The organism is Ornithinimicrobium pratense, assembly GCF_008843165.1.
GTDB classification, from domain to species: Bacteria; Actinomycetota; Actinomycetes; order Actinomycetales; family Dermatophilaceae; genus Ornithinicoccus; species Ornithinicoccus pratensis.
Genome location: NZ_CP044427.1, coordinates 1,573,274 through 1,591,044 on the forward strand (window position 1 = coordinate 1,573,274; position 17,771 = coordinate 1,591,044).

Genomic DNA, 17,771 nt, shown 5'->3' on the forward strand with positions numbered 1-17,771 from the left:
CGAGATCGGGAGGGGCTAGCTCGACGCGCAGATCTCGTTCATGGCACAGGTGCAGACGTGGCTGAGCAGGTGTGTGGGACGGTGGGGCGGTGGATGCCTCTCGCGCCCCGGAGCCGGTCACGGTGGTGGACAACACCCGGGTCGGCATCACCGTGCTCTGCGCCTTCGGCGTGGCCTGGACGTTGATCCTGATCCCGTTGTCCGCCCTGTCCACACCCCTGGCGGTGGTGGCTACGGGCATCGCGGTCTTGTGGGCGGGGGTGCTGTGGGCTGTTGCCCGGGGCCGGGACTTCGCGCAGGCGGACGCTGCCGTGGGCTCCGAGCTCAGCGCTGCCCAGCGCCGTCGGGTCTTCGTGATCACCAACCTCGCGCAGGCGGTGATCTTCTCGGTGGCCATCTCCATCTGCATCGCGACCGGCCGCATCGGTTGGGTTCCGCTCATCGCTGCGTTGGTGGTCGGCTTACACTTCCTGCCGCTGGCACGGGTCTTTGCTGAGAGCATCTTCGGCGTGGCGGGCCTCGTGCTGGCCGTCCTCGGTGGGACGGGTCTCGTCTTGGCGCTCATGGGGGCGGTCACGGTGGAGGTGGCGGTCGCCATCACGGCGGTCGCCGCCGCGATCACGCTGTTGACCGCGGCCACGGTGCTGCTGGCGCGCTACGGCACCAGGGAAGCTATGCCCGCGCAGCCGCCTGCGGTCAGCTAGTGCTCATCGGGGGATGATGGTCGTCGTTCCGCTGCCACGGGAGAGGGCCCCGTTGTCCGGCTGGGCGAGGCGAGATCCCGGTAGATGCCGACCAGACGTTCGGCCGCCGCTGAGCTGTCGAAGCGGTTCGCGATCCTCGCGGACCTCTGCCGCCATCTCGCCCGCTCGCAACGATCCGCGCGCAGGAGGCTGATGGCGGCGGCGAAGGTGTCGTCCGCACAGCGCAGGAGATCGTCGCCGAAGGTGTCGTCATACTCCGGTAGGTCGCGCGCCACGATCGGCAGGCCCACGCCGGCTGCCTCGAGGATGCACATCGGGTGGTTCTCCTGCTCCGCGGGCAGGCAGAAGACGTCAGCCGCCTGCAGGTACGTCTTGACTTGGGGGTGCGGCAGCACGCCGGTGACGAGCAGGTTGTCCGGTGCCCGCTCCACGAGGCGTCGCATCGAGCCGTGCTCGGCCCCCAGGTGCTTGAACGGGATGCCCCCCACCCAGATGAAGACTGTCCCAGGTTGCTGGCGGGCGAGTTCGTGGAAGACGTCGACCCGCTTGCGCGGCTGCACCTGGCCCACCCCCACCACGACGAAGGCGTCCTGGGCGAGCTGCAGGCGCTGACGCGCTGCTGCCCGGTCCCTCGGAGTCGTCCGGTAGGCCTGCATGTCAATGGTGTTGTGGAGGACCTCGATCCTGTCCTTGGGCACCTTGAGCTCGTCCTCGAGGGCCCGCGCTACCGTGCTCGACACCGCCAGGACCTTGTCAGCCCGGGTGTAGAACCACTGCATGTAGCGCCGTGCCACGGGCCGCCAGTGCCTCGCCAGCCGGATTGAACCGACCAGCGAGTCGGGGATCACGTGCGCCGACACGACCTTCTTCGCCCGGGGGTCGCGGAGCTTGCGCCACATTGCCGCCCCGATGGTGTGCAGGTGGTAGACGTCGCACTCCACCCTGCTGCGGTAGCGACCGCGCACCAGCGTGATGTCGTCGCGACGCTCCAGCGCGTCTGCCAGTTCGATGTATGCCGTGTGCACGCCGTGCCCCTGCACCGAGATGTCGCTCTCGCTGGCCATGTTGACGACCAGGCGCGTGCTCAGGCCGCCCACCTCGCGGTGCCGGCAGAGCCGCGGGCCCGGTCGTAGGTCGCGCAGACGGCGTCGACGAAGGCTGCGCGCCCGAATCCCGAGGCCGTCTGAAGGGCCCCGTCGGCCCACCGGTCCCGCAGCGCGGGCTCGCGCAGCAGCCGGGTCATCACCTGGGTGAACTCCTCGGGCTCGCGGTAGCGGTAGCCGTTGTCACCACCCTGCACCATCCCGTCCAGGGAGGCGTCGTCCCGGCACAGCACCGGGACACCGCTGGCCAGTGCCTCCAGGAAGGTCAGCCCTTGGGTCTCGCTGCGGGAGGCGGAGACGAAGACGTCGGCCAAGCGGTAGTAGTCGGGCACCTGGGCCGGGTCGACCGCGCCAGCGAACCGCACCCGGTCCGTCATGCCGTGGCCCTCCACCCGCTCACGCAGCATCCCGGCCTGCGGGCCGTCCCCGGCGAGCACCAGTTGCCAGGGCGTGTCCCGGACGCGGGCGAGCAGGTCGATGGTCTCGGTGACGCTCTTCTCCGCGGCCAGCCGACCCAGGCTGAGGATGACGGGTATGCCGGGCGTCAGGCCGAGCGATTCCCGCAAGCTCGCCGAGGGGGCCCCAGGCGTAAACCGGGTCAGGTCCACCCCGGTGGGGACGACCGCGATCGGGACGGACACGCCATACCTGAGGAGTAGCTTCTCGATCTTGGCCGTGGGGGCGATCACCGTGGTCGTCCGGTTGAGCGTCTGCCGCGCGAAGCCGGCGCACAGGGCGCGACCGGCGCCCTTGTGCGGGAAGAAGTAGTGGGTGTAGTCGGCGTAGAGCGTGTGGTAGGTGTGCACGTGCGGTGCGTCGAGCCGGTTGGCCAGCCGCCAGGCCCACCAGAACGCGGAGAACTCGGTGTGCGAGTGGAGCACATCCGGCCGCCAGGCGACCAGGTCGGCGAAGGTGGCGGAGTCGACCAGGCGCCCGACCCTGGCGTGGGGGTAGATGGGGCTGGCGTCCAGGGAGGGCAGCCGGTAGACACTGCCATCGAAGGTGGTGCGTCGTCCGGGGCCGACGGTCAGGACGCGGACGTCGTGCCCCGCCTCCAGCAGGCCCCGGCGAAGCTCGTCGATGGAGGTGACCACGCCGTTGACAGTCGGCCGGTAGGAGTCACTCAACAGCAGGACACGGCGCGGCCGGGCACCACGCCGACGCGCGTCGAGGCTGGTGAAGAATCCCATGGTCCGATGCTGTATGAAATCGGCCGGATATACCATCACCCCGCAGTCTACGGCGCGTCCGACCAGGACGTGGATGTCGGGTCGGCAAGTGCTTCTCGGGACGAACTGACCTGGGAGTCCGCGACGTCATCGAAGATGGTGACGTGTCGAAGCCCTCAGGAGTGGGAAGAACCTGGGCACCTCCCCTCTGGGCAACGGGCGTCGCCCCGCCGTCGAGGGTGAAGGCTGGCCAGACGGTGGCCGGCGGCCGTGCCGTCCCGGTTCTGGCCCGGGTGCCGTGGTGGCGCGTCCGGCTACAGCAGCACCACGTTCCATAGCCCCAGCGTCAGCACGATCACGACGTCCACGAGCAGCACCTCGCGGGTGACCTTGGCCACCGTGGCCGGCTGGCCGGATGAGACACCGGCCGCGGCTACGTCCATCGGCACGCTGCGGACCGCCAGCAGCACCCTCGCGGGGGAGGCCATGGTGAGCACTCCAGCCGCGGCGTTCTGCACCCCCACGAAGGCCAACACGCAGACCCCGAGGCCCTCGGCCACCGTCGCCTGCGCCGCGGCGAACATCGCGTTCGCCCCGGCGCCGGAGCCGGTGATGAAGCCGCCGAAGGCGCCGAGGGCCGGGCCGAGCACGAGCGCCAGGGCGCCGGTGGCCTGGATCGCCTCGCCGATCGGCACGGTGAGTCCGCCCAGGACCATGAGGACGCCGAGCAGCAGGAAGGCAGCGGTGGGCAGGGCGGTCTGTCGCCCCAGGCGGCCGACATCGTCAGCCAGTAGACGGCTGGTGGCCCGGTCGACGCCCAGCCAGCGCAGCGCGAAGAGGCAGGTGAGGACCAGCCACAGTGCGGGGGAGGTGACAGAGGCCCACGGGCCGGTGACGCCCAGCGTCGTCACGGCCACGGTGCTGGCGAGGATGCCGCCCAGCAGGAGGAAGTAGGGCCCCAGCGCGTGGCGCACCTGCCGCGGCAAGGTGATGCGGGTGCCGTGCGCCCGCCGCCAGGCCAGGTGCGCGAGGACGGCGAGCAGGCCACCCAGGGCGCCGGAGGGCGCCATACCGATGAACAGGCTAGAGAGCAGGATCCCGACCCCGAGCACCAGACCCGACACGATCCCTGCCACCAGCGCGCCGGGGGAGCGGCCCCCGGGGACCATGAGCGTTGCGGCAATCCCGACGCCGACCGTCACCACCAGGTTGGGCCAGGCCGTCGCGATGCCTACTGCCTCCGGCGTCTCGCCGATCAGGCGCCCCGCGATGATCGTGCCCGGTCCGAGCGCGCCCCACGGCACGGCGCACAGCCCGAGCAGCCCCAATACCGCCGACCGGTGCGGGCTGAAGCCGGCGGCGGCCAGCAGCGGCACCCCGACCAGCACCCCCACGCCGAAACCGGTCACCGACTCCGCGAAGGGCGTCACCCCGTGCACCACGAGCAGGGCCGTCGCGAGCGGGCCGCCGGTCACCTGGCCCAGCCACCCCGCTAACACGCCCTGCGCGCCGGACGCGCCCAGGATGCGGGCCAGCGCGATGCCGGCGGCGATGATGACCACCACCTCTACGGCGGTCGGCAGCCACCGCAGCAGCCCCGGCCCCACCTCGCCGGCCCGGTCCGAGAACGCGGTGGCGATCAGCACCCCGGCGGCCAGGATCCCTGCCGTCGCTGAGCGCATTGCCGACACCCGCAGGGTCAGCAGCACCGAGACGACGACGAGGGGCAGGCTAGCCAGCGCCGCCTGCGTCAAGGTCTGATCCTGATCACCCCGGGACCATAGCGAGCGGCACCGGCCGCCGTCAGGGCCCGCCTCGCACGCGGCGCCCCACGGTGGGAGAACCACGACGTGCGGTCGCATCCCGATGGGCCGGTAGTGACGACCTGGATCTTCGTCACCGGTGGGGATGGCCTCGGTCATGCGCCTCGTCCGATGCGTAACGCCGCATGAGTTCGGCGCACAGCGGGTCGGAGATACCAGGTGGCCTCGGACGCCCTCGGAGAGCTGTTGCGTCGCGCAGCCCAGAGCCTTGACGCCGACGGGGAGGTCAAGGACAGTGATCACACTGAGTCCCCGAGCAAAAGGCCGGTGTGCCGATGTCGATCAGTCCCGTGTCCCGCAGGATCGCGGGGCTCCTTCTCCTGACCGTGGTGGCGGTCCAGTTCGGCGGCTACTTCCTCACGAGAGTGGTCAGCGGACAGGAGCAGCTCACCGACTTCCAGACCGGTTTCGCCCGCGCCGGCCACGCGCACGCAGGTGTGCTGATCATCTTGAGCTTGGTGTGCCTGCTGCTGGTGGATGCAATCGAGCCCCGCGGGGCAGCGGCGTACGTCGCCAGGCTGGCCGTCCCGGCTGCGGCCGTCCTGATGTCGGCCGGCTTCTTCTTGTCCTCGATGGGGTCCGGCCTGGACGAACCCAACGGGTGGATCGTGGTCCTGTGGCTCGGCGCAGCATCCCTCACCGTGGGCGTCCTCACTCTGGGTGTCGCGTTGCTGCGTGCTGGACCGACCCCGTCCAGCTCTCCCGCCGAACGTGCCAGGACGCGGTAGCCGGAGGGCACGGCGTCGTCGCCGAAGACCCATCGACGGCAGGGCTGGCGGCCGTCATCGCGCTGCCCCTGCATCTTCGGCACGTGGTCGCCGCGCTCCGCGGTGAAGCTGCCTCTCACGGCGGGTGGACGCTGGCGGTCATGGCGGTCGTCACCATCACGGCCTCGGTGAGTCTCGGGTGGCTACGTTTGCACAATCGTGCTTACTGCGTAAACAAACCGTTCCCCGTAACCTGACAGACGCCAGGCGAAGGCCAGAGGCGATGTGGTCGAGGCGGGACCCGTCCCACGGGTGGCGCCAGCACCACGGACGTGCCTTTCGACCGCAACCAGCATTGATTCGTCCCAGGTGGCTCTGGGGCTGACTAGCCGTCACCCCCGCCAGCCTGCCGTCCAGCTGTGGTGGCATCCGGCGCCTACCGGCGTCAGCGGTTGCCTCATCCGTGTCATGTGTTCTACGTTTATCTTGTAAACATCCCCGAGTGAAGTGGAGTCACACGCATGATTTCGACAGATCAGGTCACTGCCCTCATGAACGGCGGTGTGGTGGTCGACGAGAGTGGTGAGAAGGTCGGCAAGGTCGGCCAGGTCTACCTCGACGACAACAGCGGCCAACCCGAGTGGGTGACCGTCAACACCGGGCTGTTCGGGACCAGCGAGAGCTTCATCCCGCTGCAGCAGGCCACCGTGAGCGGCCAGGAGGTCCGGGTTCCCTACGCCAAGGGCTTCATCAAGGACGCACCCCGGGTGGAGGCAGACGCCCACCTGGACCGCGACGACGAAGCCGAGCTCTACCGGTACTACGGCACCGGCGGGCACAGCGAGACCTCGGGCGGCACGTACGACGAGGACCGTACGTTGGAAACCCGCGACACGGGGACCGGCCGCGGTGTCGGCCAGGACACCTCTGGTCCGAACACCGACGACGCGATGACCCGCTCCGAGGAGCGGTTGAACGTGCACACCGAGAAGGTCGCCACCGGGCGGGCCAGGCTGCGCAAGTACGTCGTGAGCGAGAACGTGACCACCCAGGTTCCGGTGACCCGTGAGGAGGTCCGTGTCGAGCGTGAGCCGATCACCGACGCTAATCGCGATCAGGCCATGAGCGGCGGTGACCTCACCGACGAAGAGCACGAGGTCACGCTGACGGCGGAGCGGGCCGTCGTGAACAAGGACACAGTTCCGGTGGAACGGGTCCGGCTGGGCAAGGAGACGATCACCGAGCAGGAGCAGGTCAGCGAAGAGGTCCGCAAGGAGGTCATCGAGACAGACCTGCCCGAGGGCACCGCCGCCGGTACGCCGCAGGACCGCTCCGACCGCACCTGACGCGGCCGGGGCATTCCCCTCATGGTCCCGTTGCACTCCCGGCCGCGCCCGCGGGAGTCCAACGGGGCCATGGCTAGCCCGGCCTACTGAGACATGTGGAACTCGATCCGCTCGATCAGAGTCTCCAACCCGATCTCAAACTCCTCCTTGGCGTGGTCCTCGCTCAACCGCGACCGAAGCCTCTCCACGGTCGGCACCGAGCTCAGGTCCACGGCAGCATCGCCCTCAGGGATCTGCGCTTCCCCCTCATCCAGGGCGAGCTCGACCGGGGAAGCCTGCGCACCGTTGACTACCGCTTCCAGCAGCAGGTGGCCAAGCAGGAAACTGCTAAACACCCGGTAGGCGTGGACCGCCGCGGCATCGTCGAAGCCATGTCCGAGCAACGTGGCCAGGAAGTTCTCGACCAGCGACAGGCTGCGCAGAGGTGGCCGCAGCCACGGCGCGGCGGGGTGGCGGGTTGCGACCAGGGGAAAAGCCAACGGGTGCTGCACGGCAATCCGGCGCACCTCATGGGCAAACGTCTGCAGGTACCCCTGCCATGACTCTGCCAGCTCAGCATCCAGCTCGTCTTCCAACCCGCGCAGCAACTGGGCCACCACTGCCTCCAGCAGGTCCTCGCGGCCCCTGACATGCCGATACAACGACATGGCCTCTACCCCCAGGGCGCTGCCGAGGGAACGCATCGTCAACTTCTGAGCACCGTGGGCGTCGATATACGCCAACGCGGACCTGACCACCAGGTCCCTGGTCAGACGCGGTCTGCCCCCGTCTGCTCCAGCGGAATCCTCGAGCATCTACCTGGCCCCTTCCAGCCGAACGTCACCTTCGCCTCCTACCCCACGAGTTCTACCCTCGCGAGGTCTCTTGCCGGCTCCCTTCCCAATCGGGGCCACGACGTACACGCGTATGACGCCGCCTCGAGACCCAAGATAACTGGGCCAAGCGGTCCTGACTACGCGCAAGGTGCCACACCTCTGCCCGAAGCACAGCTGGTGACGATGGTGAAGAGAGCGACAGGAGGCTGAGCCGGTGTCGGTGCCGCCCGCGGCACTTCCACGTTCAGTCCTCGATGTGGGCCTCGTTGTGCCGCACCAGCGCCTCAAGTCCGTCGCGCATGGCCTGCAGTTTCTCGGGCGGGTGTCCGACCCAACCGTCCAGTTCACCCACCACGCGCAACGGCTCTCGGGAACGGAACGACCGCGTCGGGTTCCCAGGGAACCTCTTGTCTGTGACATTGGGGTCGTCCTCGAACTCGCCCAGCGGCTCCACGATGTATACGCGGCCCCGCCCCTCGCCGGCAGCGAGCTCGGCACCCCAGGTGGCCGCGTCCAGCGTCTGGGTGAAGTAGACGTAGTGCATTGTCCGACCAGCCTGGAAGTTGGACTCCCGGCCGGCCGCGAGGAGGTCGCCGACGCAGAGGTCGGCCTTTGTTCCGTGCAGGTAGACGCCCGGCTCGTGGACCTCGAACGGGACCGGCTCCCGCGCTTCGCTGGACAGGGCAACCTCCGGGGTGAGCGCGGATCTGACAGGACCAGTGTTCTCCTGCCTTCAGATCCGCCGCAACGGTGTGTTCCGCAGCAGTAAGTCCTCGATCAGCCCGGGCAAGTGCAGGACGTGTCGCCGGTGGGTGGCAGGACGTGTCGCCGGTGGGGGATGGGGCGGTGCGGGGCGTGGCGTGCCTGATGCAGAAGCAGCGCCGCCTGATAGGTATGCTGCACCACGTATAGGAATCCGGTGCCCCCCGTGGACATCTGGTGCGAGGGTGTACACGTGCTCGCACGGCGAGCCGCCACGTCTTTGGACGCCCGTCGGCTACCGTCTGTCTCCGCCCGCCCCTCGGGGCCGCCCAACGACACGATGGAGGTGTCTGATGCCGCTGCGTCGCCGCGTCCCGACGTGGACCGAGCTGCGACCGCTGGTGCGGCTGGAGCGACCCTCCATCTCCGCCGAGGCCCGACTGGGCCGTGCCTCGACGATCGAGGACCTGCGGGCGATGGCGGAGCGCCGGACGCCGCGGGCGGTCTTCGACTACGTCGACGGCGCGGCCGAGTCCGAGCTGTCGATGCTGCGGGCTCGGGACGCCTTCGACGCCGTCGAGTTCCGGCCCCGCGTCCTGCGCGACGTCGCCCACGTCGACGCGAGCATGGACCTGCTCGGGGTGAGCGGCCCCATACCGCTGATCCTCTCGCCGACCGGCTTCACCCGGATGATGCACCATCAGGGGGAGTGGGCCGTGGGTCGCGCCGCGTCGCGAGCTGGCATCCCCTACACCTTGTCCACGATGGGCACGGTCTCGGTCGAGGACCTGGCCGCGGACGTCCCCACCCTGCAGCGCTGGTTCCAGCTCTACCTGTGGCAGGACCGCGAGGCTTCCACCGCCCTCCTCCGCCGAGCCGCCGCGGCCGGCTTCGAGACGCTCGTGCTCACCGTCGACACGGCGGTCGCCGGGCAGCGGCTGCGCGACGTCCGCAACGGGCTGACCGTCCCACCGGCGCTGACCCCGCGGACCGTGGCCGGGATGGCCCGGCACCCGCGCTGGTGGGCCAACGTGCTGACCAGCGAGGCCATCGAGTTCGCCTCGCTGCGCACCTCCGGCGGGACCGTGGCCGACCTCGTCGACCGGATGTTCGACCCCAGCCTGCAGCAGGACGATCTAGCCTGGCTGCGCCAGGAGTGGGCCGGGCGGATCGTGGTCAAGGGCATCCAGCACCCCCAGGACGCCCGTGACCTGGTCGACCTCGGCGTCGACGGCATCATCGTCTCCAACCACGGCGGCCGGCAGCTGGACCGCGCAGCCGCACCCCTGGAGCTGCTCCCCGAGATCGTCGAGGCGGTCGACGGTCGGGTGCCGGTCCTGCTCGACGGTGGCGTCATGAACGGCGCCGACATCGTGGCCGCCGTCGCGCTCGGCGCCGACGCGGTCATGGCCGGCCGCGCCTACCTCTACGGGCTCATGGCCGGGGGAGAGGCCGGCGTGGACCGCGCGCTGGAGATCCTCACCACCCAAGTCCACCGCACCCTCAGGCTGCTCGGCGCCCGCCGGCTCGCCGGCGTCCGTGGCTCGGGCCAGGTCCGGCTCCGCCACAGCACGCCCCCCGCCACCACGGCATACCAAGGAGAAACCCCATGAAGAACGTGACCATGGCCGTCGCCCTGACCGGCGCCCTCGCCCTCACCCTGACCGCCTGCGGCGACGACGGCGGCTCCGGCAGCGGCGGCGACGGCGCGCTGGTCGGCGAAGGCACCGGCGCCGACTGCACCATCGAGGAAGCCATCCCCGTGGGTGCCGCCCTGTCCCTCACCGGCGCGGCCGCCTCCTACGGCGCCTCCCAGCAGAAGGGCCTGGAGCTGGCGGCCGAGGAGCTCAACGAGGTCGGCGGCGTCACCTACGACCTGACCATCGAGGACGACCAGACCGACGCCCGCCAGGGGATCTCCGTCTTTGAGACGCTCACCGCGGACAGCAGCATCATCATCGGCCCCACCCTGTCCAACACCGCCTTCCAGGCCCAGCCGGTCGCCCAGGAGGCCTCCGTGCCGGTCATGGCGATCTCCAACACCGCCGCCGGCATCACTGAGCAGGGCAACTACATCTTCCGCAACGCGCTGACCGAGGCGCAGGTCATCCCGCAGACCGTGCGGGCGGCCGTGGAGGCCTACGACCTGGAGAGCGTCGTGGTGATGTACTCCAACGACGACGCCTTCACCGAGGACGGCTACAAGGTCTTCGCCGAGACCCTCGAGGAGGACGGCATCGACGTCGCCGCCACCCTGACCTTCTCCAAGGCCGACACCGACTTCCGGGCGCTGCTCACCGAGGCCGCCAACGCCGAGCCGGACGCGATCATGGTCTCCGGCCTCATCGAGGCCGCCATCCCGCTGGTCACGCAGGCCCGGGAGCTGGGCCTGGACGTCCCGATCGTCGGCGGCAACGGCTTCAACAACCCGCAGCTGATGGCCGACGCCGGTGAGGCCGCCGAGGGGGTCGTCGTGGGCGCAGCGTGGAACTCCGCCTCCGAGGGCGAGCTCAACAACGCCTTCAAGGCGGACTTCGAGGAGGAGTACGGCCACGGCCCCGACCAGTTCGCCGCCCAGGCCCACGCCGCGATGCACATCATCGACGAGGCCGTCCGTGCCAACTGCTCCGGCGAGCGCGACGACATCCAGGACGGCCTGGGCCAGATCAACGAGCTCGACACCGTGCTGGGCCCGATCACGATCAACTCTGACCGTGACGCCGAGCACGAGGCGGTCGTCCAGGTGATCCAGGACGGCCAGTTCGCGGTCCTGGACTGACATGCAACAGATCCTCAACGGCGTCTTCCTGGGGTCGATCTACGCCCTCTTCGCCATCGGCTTCACGCTGGTCTTCGGCATCCTGGACCGGCTGAACCTGGCGCACCCGGCCGTCTTCGCCGTGGCGGCCTTCGTGGGCATCGAGCTCGTCGTCTCCGGCGGGCTGTCGATCTGGCTCGCGCTGCCGCTGTCGGCGATCCTGGGAGCGCTGCTGGGGCTCATCATCGAACGGGTGGCTTTCCGACCACTCAAGGGAAGACCCGACGCCCATTTCGGTGGGCTCATCGCCTCGATCGGGTTGGCCGGGATGTTCGGGGCACTGTTGTTGGCCAGGTACGGCCCCGACACCCGGCGCTTCCCGCCGGGGACCTTCCCCGGCACGTCTTACGAGGTGTTCGGAGCACGGGTCTCCCTGCTGCAGGTGGTGATCTTGTCCGTGGCCATCGTGCTCATGGTCGGGCTGACCTGGCTGGTGGCCAAGTCCCGCCTGGGCCGGGCCATGCGCGCCATCGCGGAGAACCCCGACGCGGCCACCGTGCTCGGCGTCAACGTGGACCGGATCACCGCGATCACCTTCGCCCTGTCCTCCGCGCTGGGCGCGGTGGCCGGGGTGATGTTCGCGATGTACGTCAACTCGGCGCAGCATGGCATGGGCATCGCCATCGAGCTCAAGGGCCTGGCGGTCATCATCGTGGGCGGTATGGGGTCCCTCCCGGGTGCCCTGGTCGGTGGCCTCATCCTGGGGCTGGCCGAGGTCTTCGCGATCGCCTACATCGGGGCAAGCTGGCGGGACATGGCGGCGTTCGCGCTGCTCTTCCTGCTGCTGGTGGTGCGCCCTCAGGGTCTGTTCGGCAAGAAGCGCGTGCGGGAGGTCTGATGTTCACCGAGTCAGTCCTGGTCTTCATTGCGCTCAACGCCATCCTGGCGGCGTCCTTCTACGCGGTCCTCGTGGCTGGCCAGCTCTCGCTGGGACAGGCGGGCTTCGCGGCGGTCGGCGGGTACGGCGCCGCATACCTCGCCCCGAGCCCCAACGACATCGGCGACCTGCCCGCCCTGATCCTCGCGATCCTCATCGGGATGACGCTGGGTGCTGCAGCGGCGCTGATCCTGGGTCTGCCGACGATGCACCTGCGCGGGGTCTTCCTCGCGATCGCCACCCTGGGCTTCGCCGAGGCCGTGCGCATCACCCTGATCAACCTGGAGTGGACCGGCGGCGCCAGCGGCATGACGGTGCCCAAGATCGTCACCCCGCTCATCGCCTGGGTCTGCTGCGCGCTGGTGTTCTACTGGTTCTGGCGGCAGGGCCCGAGCAGTTACGGCCGCGCCCTGTCGGCCATCCGCGAGGATGAGCTGGCCGCCCGGGCTATGGGTATCGACGTCGGCCGGCACCGCCTGAGCGCCTTCGTCACCGCCGGTGCGGTCGCCGGGCTGTTCGGCGTGCTGTGGGCCTATTTCGTGCGCCTGCTCGACCCCGGGGACTTCAGCTTCGCCGCCGCCATCGACGGTCTGGTCACGGCCGTGGTCGGCGGGTCGACGGTGTGGATCGGACCACTGCTCGGCAGCGGCTTCCTGACCACCATCCCGGAGGTTCAGCGGGCGGTAGGCATGGACGCGAACTGGATCCGTCCGTTCATCGCCAGCGCCATGCTGCTGCTGGTCATCCTCTTCCTGCCGGGCGGTCTAGGCTCCCTGCTGCCCCGCTTCAAGGTCAGGGCCAAGGCGCTGGACCAGGCAGACGGAAGTGTCCTGGACAGCGGCGCCGCCGGCCTGCAGACCCGCAAGCACCCCGTCCCAGGCGAGCCCGTGGTGCAGGTGCAGGGCGGAGGCAAGGACTACGGCGGTGTGCACGCGGTGCGGGACGTCGACCTGACCATCGGGTCGGGGGAGATCGTCGGGCTCATCGGGCCCAACGGCGCGGGCAAGACGACGCTGGTCAACATGCTCAGCGGCTTCACCCCAGCCTCCAGCGGCGACTTCACCGTGCTCGGGGTGGACCCCAACAAGGTCCCGGTGCACAAGGTCGCACAGGCCGGGGTCAGCCGCACCTTCCAGCACTCCAAGCTGTTCCCGCGCCTGTCAGTGCTGGAGAACGTGCTCGTCGGTGCGCACTCGGTCAGCCGGCCCACCTTCCTGCGCCGGCTGCTGTGGCTGCCGGCGGCCGGCCGGGACGAGGCCGCGGCGATCCAGCACGCGGCCAACTGCCTGGCCCGGGTCGGCCTGGCGGACAAGGCCCAGGACGATGCCGGGTCGCTCTCCTACGGTGACCAGCGTCGCCTGGAGATCGGCCGGGCACTGGCGGCGGACCCGTCCCTGCTGATCCTCGACGAGCCGGCCGCCGGCATGAACCACGTCGAGGCGGACTCCCTGTCCGAGCTCATCGGCTCGCTGGCCCAGCAGGGCCTGACGATCTTGCTGATCGAGCACAACGTGGGCATGGTCCTCAAGACTTGCGACCGGGTCGTGGTGCTGGACTTCGGCCAGGTCATCGCGAGCGGGACGCCGGAGGAGATTGCCCGCGACGAGTCGGTCATCGAGGTCTACCTGGGCGCGGCGGAGGAGGCGAAATGAATGACGACATCCTGCAGGTCGAGGACCTGACGGTCAGCTACGGCAAGGTGCGGGCGGTCCGCGGGGTCAGTTTCACCGTGCCCCGCGGCGGCCTGGTCACGCTCGTCGGGGCCAACGGCGCCGGCAAGAGCTCGATCATCAACGCCGTCAGCGGCGTGGTGAAGCCGGCGCAGGGCAAAATCACCTTCGACGGCCAGGACGTGACCCGGACGGCGGCGCACAAGCTGGTGGGCCGCGGGCTGGTGCAGGTGCCCGAGGGACGGCAGATCCTGGCCTCCCTGACCATCGAGGAGAACCTGCAGCTGGCCGCCTGGCACACCAAGGGCGAGCGCATCAAGGAGGTCTTCGAGCGCTTCCCCGTCCTGGCCGACCGTCGCGGCCTGGCCGCCGGCAGTCTGTCCGGCGGAGAGCAGCAGATGCTGGCCATCGGCCGCGCCCTCGTCGCCGAGCCGTCGCTGATGCTGCTGGACGAGCCGTCGATGGGGCTGGCGCCCAAGGTCGTGGACGAGGTCTTTCGGGTGATCGAGGAGATCCGGGCCAGCGGCACCAGCGTGCTGCTCGTGGAGCAGAACGCCCGCCGCGCCCTGCGCGCTGCCGACCACGGCTACGTCCTCTCCACCGGTGAGATCGTCCAGTCCGGGCCCGCCCAGGAGCTCCTGGAGGACCAGGGGATCGTGGCGGCATACCTCGGCATCGAGCCCGACCAGCCTGGCGCCGCCCAGTTCGAGGGCGGCGGGCCGGTCACCGAGAAGTCCGACATCGGCGAGGTTCCCGCCCGGCGGTCCGACCCTGCCCCGGACTGACCATGCGCCAGGACATGACATCCTGAGCCGGTGGCGAATCTTGACGGGACCGACATCGTTCACGGCGAGCGGCTGCTGGCCCAGCGTTCCGTAGGCTGGAAGCTGGTCTGCAGCGCGTGGGTGCTCATGGTCGGAGTCGGGTTCGTCTTCTTCTCAGTGCTTGGCTGGATCTGGGGCGCGATGCTCTCGCGCTCAAGGACGATGTGGCACTTCACCCTGATGTGGGGCGTCCTCTACGGCTTCGCCGCCTACGCGATGGAGCGACTGAACGACGGGACTGATCTTGGGGTCGTGATCTTCCTCGTCATCTGGATGGGCAGCATCGCGCACGCGGCATACCTGTCCCGCGGTGTGCTCCGCGCCCGCGCAGTCGCCCTGGCCAAGGACCAGGGCTGGCGGGCGACCGCGGCTCAGACAGCGGCACCGGTGCCGCCGCCCCCGCCCCAACCGCAGATGCCCACCATCCCGTTGCCGGACGGAGTGCGGTCACAGCGCGAGGATCTGCGCGACTGAGTCTGCCCTGGGTCGTTACAGCGGCCGGTTGTCGGTGTCCTCCTGGTCGACCTCGCCCACCAGCGTCATCCGCTTCTCATCGCGCTTCTCGGCCCACAGGCTCAGCACGGCGGTCATCACCAGGATGATCAGGATGACGACCAGCGAGGTGATGGTTGGGATGCCGGGGACCTCGGGCCAGACGGTGTGCGCCCAGTGCAGGACCAACTTGACCGCGATGAAGGCCAGGATCAGCGCCAGGCCGTAGCCGAGGTAGCGCAACTTGCTCAAGGCGCCCTGGAGGACGAAGTAGAGGGCGCGCAGACCGAGCAGGGCGAAGGCGTTGGTGACGAAGACCAGGTAGGGGTCACCGGTGATGCCGTAGACCGCCGGGACGGAGTCGATCGCGAAGACGATGTCGGTGCCGAGGATGGCCAGGGCGACCAGCCCCAGGGGAGTCAGGGCCCGCCGGCCCTGCTGTGGCACGGTCAGCTTGGTGCCCTCGTACTCATCCGTCACCAGCCAGAGCTTCTTGGCCCACTTGACCGCCTTGAGCTCCTGGACGTCCACCTCATGGTCGTCGGAGAGCGCGTCCTTCAAGACGCCCCAGGCGGTGATCAGCAGGATGATGCCGAAGACGAGGAAGATGGCCGAGAAGCGGGCGATGAGCACCGCGCCGACCGCGATGAAGATCGTCCGCAGCACCAGCGCGCCGATAATGCCGATGAGCAGCACCCGCTGCTGCAGGGCGCGGGGCACGGCGAAGGCAGACAGGATCAGGATGAAGACGAACAGGTTGTCGACCGAGAGCGACTTCTCGACCAGGTAGCCCGTGTAGTACTGCAGCCCGATCTCTGAGCCGTGGGCATTCCATACCCACAGGCCGAAGGCGAGAGGCAGGGCGATGTAGAAGGCCGACCAGCCGATGGCCTCCTTCATCTCCACCGCGTGCGGGCGGCGGGTGATGATGAAGTCAAGAGTGAGGAGAACCAGGATCGCGCCCACGGTGATGACCCACAGCTGCAGGTCAGCGATCGTGTGGAGGGTCTGGGTCGCGGGGGTGGTGGCCGTGGGCAGCATCATGATGAGCGGACCTCGCATCCGTTGCAGCGGTGCGAGGTCTCCTTCACCCCAGGTGGGGCGCGCGCCGAGCGTGACATCTGATCACGCGCGATTGACCGGCAGCGACTTGGCGAAGTACTCCCCTCGAAGCCACTGAATATAGGGAGGGTTCTCGGGCGCGTCAACTCGGTGCGGTATGCAGTGCGCCGGCCGGGGGGCGAAGCGTGTCGCCGGTGGGGGCGAACCGTGTCGCCGGTCGGGAGCGAACCGTGTCGCCGATGGGCGTCGACCTCCCGATTTATAATTTGGCATTGGGATCACATATGGTGCCCGTGATGGACGATCAGCAGCAGCCGAGCCGTGCGTACCTTGACCACCTCGCGGCGGAGACCACCGCCCGGATGAGGTCGGTGACACCGTCGAGCAGTGCCTTCGCCGGGGCCGATCCCGCCATGTCCGAGCGCCTCGAGCGCCTGGTGGAGCACCTGCGGGACGACCTGGTCGAGATCGTGCGCACCCTGCACGCCGACCCGGAGACCGCCTTCGAGGAGCACCGCAGCGTCGAGACCCTCGCTGGGGTCCTGCGCCAGCACGGAGCCGAGGTGAGCATCGGCACGGCCGGCGTGCCGACGGCGTTCCGGGCCGAGGTCGGCGACGGAGAGGGTCCGACAATCGCGGTTCTCAGCGAGTACGACGCCCTGCCCGAGGTCGGTCACGCCTGCGGCCACAACGTCATCGCGGCCACCGGAGTGGGGGCCTTCCTGGGCCTGGCGGCCCTGCTGCGCGAGCAGCCGGACGCCTTCCCCGGCCGGGTCGTCCTCCTCGGCACGCCGGCGGAGGAGGGGCACTCCGGCAAGGAGCTGATGGCCCGCGGTGGCGCCTTCGACGACATCGACGCCGCGATCATGGTGCACCCCTACGGCTACGACCTGGCCGACCAGGTCTGGCTCGGCCGCAGGCTGCTGACCTGGACCTTCCACGGTGTGCCCGCCCATGCGTCCGCCCAGCCGTTCATGGGCCGAAACGCCCTGGACGCCGCGTCGCTGGCCTACCAGGCCGTCGGTCTGCTGCGTCAGCAGCTGCCGCCGGTCGACCGGGTCCACGCCGTCGTCACTAGCGGCGGCACCCGACCCAGCGTGATCACCGAGCTGGCCGAGGTCCGTCTCTACGCCCGGTCCAAGTATCCCGACACGCTCAAGGACCTCAGCAAGCGCCTGGACGACATCGCCAACGGCGCGGCGCTGATGACCGGGACCCGCGTCGACATCGACTGGGACGAACACGCCCCCTCCCTGCCGGTGCGCACCAACGGCGCACTCACCGAGCGGTGGGTCCAGGCCCAGCGTCGGCGCGGGCGCGACCCGCTGCCTGGCGGCACCGTCTCGGAGACGATCGCGGCGTCGACCGACTTCGGCAACGTCAGCTACCGCATACCGGGCATCCACCCGCTCATCAAGATCGCCCCGCCCGAGGTGGCTCTGCACACCCGCGGGTTCGCCGAGGCGGCCGCGAGCGATGAGGCCAACGACGCAGCGGTCGACGGGGCGGTCGGACTGGCGCTCACGGCCCTGGACTACCTGTGCGACGCCGAGCTGCGGACAGCCGTCCACGAGGACTTCGAGCGTGCCGGTGGCCCCGCCGACGTCGAGCACTACTTCGACTAGGCCCACCCCAGCACCACCCCAGCACCACCTGCTC

General features: G+C 69.5%; 16 protein-coding genes. 10 read left to right on the forward strand and 6 right to left on the reverse strand.

Annotation, left to right across the window (positions count from 1 at the left end):
• Positions 1-89 precede the first annotated feature (89 nt).
• The gene (locus FY030_RS16345; RefSeq protein ID WP_192498762.1) at positions 90-704 is read left to right on the forward strand and encodes a hypothetical protein; all 615 of its coding nucleotides are present in this window, start codon (positions 90-92) and stop codon (positions 702-704) included.
• On the opposite strand, the gene FY030_RS07070 is transcribed toward FY030_RS16345, so the two are convergent.
• The 3 genes from FY030_RS07070 to FY030_RS07080 all read right to left on the reverse strand — a co-directional run bounded on the left by FY030_RS07070 (position 701) and on the right by FY030_RS07080 (position 4,730).
• On the reverse strand, positions 701-1,768 hold the full coding sequence (locus tag FY030_RS07070; protein WP_158060895.1) for a glycosyltransferase family 4 protein: 1,068 nt from the start codon (positions 1,766-1,768) through the stop codon (positions 701-703). The two genes, FY030_RS16345 and FY030_RS07070, sit on opposite strands and share 4 nt — an antisense overlap.
• Before the next feature lie 20 nt (positions 1,769-1,788).
• A complete protein-coding gene (locus FY030_RS07075) occupies positions 1,789-2,997 on the reverse strand; it encodes a glycosyltransferase (protein WP_158060896.1) in 1,209 nt (402 codons plus the stop codon).
• A 293-nt stretch (positions 2,998-3,290) separates the two neighbouring features.
• Positions 3,291-4,730: an L-lactate permease gene (locus FY030_RS07080; RefSeq protein WP_192498763.1), complete on the reverse strand. Its 1,440-nt coding sequence runs from the start codon at positions 4,728-4,730 to the stop codon at positions 3,291-3,293.
• A 344-nt stretch (positions 4,731-5,074) separates the two neighbouring features.
• On the opposite strand from FY030_RS07080, the gene FY030_RS07085 reads away from it, so the two are divergent.
• Both FY030_RS07085 and FY030_RS07090 read left to right on the forward strand, forming a co-directional pair.
• Positions 5,075-5,527, forward strand: coding sequence for a hypothetical protein (locus tag FY030_RS07085; protein ID WP_158060898.1), 453 nt, complete (start codon positions 5,075-5,077; stop codon positions 5,525-5,527).
• 500 nt (positions 5,528-6,027) lie between these two features.
• Entirely contained in the window at positions 6,028-6,852 is an 825-nt protein-coding gene (locus tag FY030_RS07090) for a DUF2382 domain-containing protein (protein WP_158060899.1), read from the forward strand.
• Positions 6,853-6,935: 83 nt separating this feature from the next.
• Here the strand turns inward: FY030_RS07090 and FY030_RS07095 are convergent, their stop codons facing one another.
• The gene (locus FY030_RS07095; RefSeq protein ID WP_158060900.1) at positions 6,936-7,646 is read right to left on the reverse strand and encodes a TetR/AcrR family transcriptional regulator; all 711 of its coding nucleotides are present in this window, start codon (positions 7,644-7,646) and stop codon (positions 6,936-6,938) included.
• Positions 7,647-7,911: 265 nt separating this feature from the next.
• Entirely contained in the window at positions 7,912-8,349 is a 438-nt protein-coding gene (gene arr / locus FY030_RS07100) for an NAD(+)--rifampin ADP-ribosyltransferase (RefSeq protein WP_158060901.1), read from the reverse strand.
• A gap of 373 nt (positions 8,350-8,722) precedes the next feature.
• Here arr and FY030_RS07105 point away from each other — a divergent pair, with 373 nt between their 5' ends.
• Genes FY030_RS07105 through FY030_RS07130 form a run of 6 tightly spaced genes read left to right on the forward strand, consistent with a single transcriptional unit; the run spans position 8,723 to position 15,032 of the window.
• Positions 8,723-9,982 carry an alpha-hydroxy acid oxidase gene (locus tag FY030_RS07105; RefSeq protein WP_158060902.1) on the forward strand — a complete coding sequence of 420 codons (1,260 nt, stop codon included), beginning with the start codon at positions 8,723-8,725 and terminating at the stop codon, positions 9,980-9,982.
• Positions 9,979-11,148 (forward strand): ABC transporter substrate-binding protein, encoded by a 1,170-nt coding sequence (locus FY030_RS07110; protein ID WP_158060903.1) that lies wholly within the window; start codon positions 9,979-9,981, stop codon positions 11,146-11,148. The genes FY030_RS07105 and FY030_RS07110 overlap by 4 nt, the downstream gene beginning before the upstream one ends.
• A 1-nt stretch (position 11,149) precedes the next feature.
• Positions 11,150-12,025: a branched-chain amino acid ABC transporter permease gene (locus tag FY030_RS07115; protein WP_158060904.1), complete on the forward strand. Its 876-nt coding sequence runs from the start codon at positions 11,150-11,152 to the stop codon at positions 12,023-12,025.
• Positions 12,025-13,716: a branched-chain amino acid ABC transporter ATP-binding protein/permease gene (locus FY030_RS07120; RefSeq protein WP_158060905.1), complete on the forward strand. Its 1,692-nt coding sequence runs from the start codon at positions 12,025-12,027 to the stop codon at positions 13,714-13,716. Before FY030_RS07115 ends, FY030_RS07120 begins: the two co-directional genes overlap by 1 nt.
• A complete protein-coding gene (locus FY030_RS07125) occupies positions 13,713-14,519 on the forward strand; it encodes an ABC transporter ATP-binding protein (protein ID WP_158060906.1) in 807 nt (268 codons plus the stop codon). The genes FY030_RS07120 and FY030_RS07125 overlap by 4 nt, the downstream gene beginning before the upstream one ends.
• Before the next feature lie 30 nt (positions 14,520-14,549).
• Positions 14,550-15,032 (forward strand): hypothetical protein, encoded by a 483-nt coding sequence (locus FY030_RS07130; protein ID WP_158060907.1) that lies wholly within the window; start codon positions 14,550-14,552, stop codon positions 15,030-15,032.
• Between the two features lie 15 nt (positions 15,033-15,047).
• On the opposite strand, the gene FY030_RS07135 is transcribed toward FY030_RS07130, so the two are convergent.
• Positions 15,048-16,094, reverse strand: a complete 1,047-nt coding sequence (locus FY030_RS07135) for a TerC/Alx family metal homeostasis membrane protein (RefSeq protein ID WP_192498764.1) — start codon at positions 16,092-16,094, stop codon at positions 15,048-15,050.
• 314 nt (positions 16,095-16,408) lie between these two features.
• On the opposite strand from FY030_RS07135, the gene FY030_RS07140 reads away from it, so the two are divergent.
• Positions 16,409-17,737, forward strand: coding sequence for a M20 family metallopeptidase (locus FY030_RS07140; RefSeq protein WP_158060908.1), 1,329 nt, complete (start codon positions 16,409-16,411; stop codon positions 17,735-17,737).
• Positions 17,738-17,771: the final 34 nt, after the last annotated feature.

Bases quoted from the DNA above. Each gene is read 5' to 3' on its own strand.
- FY030_RS07070 (WP_158060895.1), bottom strand. From the start codon at position 1,768: ATGGCCAGCGAGAGCGACATCTCGGTGCAGGGGCACGGCGTGCACACG.
- FY030_RS07075 (WP_158060896.1), bottom strand. From the start codon at position 2,997: ATGGGATTCTTCACCAGCCTCGACGCGCGTCGGCGTGGTGCCCGGCCG.
- FY030_RS07085 (WP_158060898.1), top strand. From the start codon at position 5,075: ATGTCGATCAGTCCCGTGTCCCGCAGGATCGCGGGGCTCCTTCTCCTG.
- FY030_RS07090 (WP_158060899.1), top strand. From the start codon at position 6,028: ATGATTTCGACAGATCAGGTCACTGCCCTCATGAACGGCGGTGTGGTG.
- FY030_RS07095 (WP_158060900.1), bottom strand. From the start codon at position 7,646: ATGCTCGAGGATTCCGCTGGAGCAGACGGGGGCAGACCGCGTCTGACC.
- FY030_RS07105 (WP_158060902.1), top strand. From the start codon at position 8,723: ATGCCGCTGCGTCGCCGCGTCCCGACGTGGACCGAGCTGCGACCGCTG.
- FY030_RS07110 (WP_158060903.1), top strand. From the start codon at position 9,979: ATGAAGAACGTGACCATGGCCGTCGCCCTGACCGGCGCCCTCGCCCTC.
- FY030_RS07115 (WP_158060904.1), top strand. From the start codon at position 11,150: ATGCAACAGATCCTCAACGGCGTCTTCCTGGGGTCGATCTACGCCCTC.
- FY030_RS07120 (WP_158060905.1), top strand. From the start codon at position 12,025: ATGTTCACCGAGTCAGTCCTGGTCTTCATTGCGCTCAACGCCATCCTG.
- FY030_RS07125 (WP_158060906.1), top strand. From the start codon at position 13,713: ATGAATGACGACATCCTGCAGGTCGAGGACCTGACGGTCAGCTACGGC.
- FY030_RS07135 (WP_192498764.1), bottom strand. From the start codon at position 16,094: ATGATGCTGCCCACGGCCACCACCCCCGCGACCCAGACCCTCCACACG.
- FY030_RS07140 (WP_158060908.1), top strand. From the start codon at position 16,409: ATGGACGATCAGCAGCAGCCGAGCCGTGCGTACCTTGACCACCTCGCG.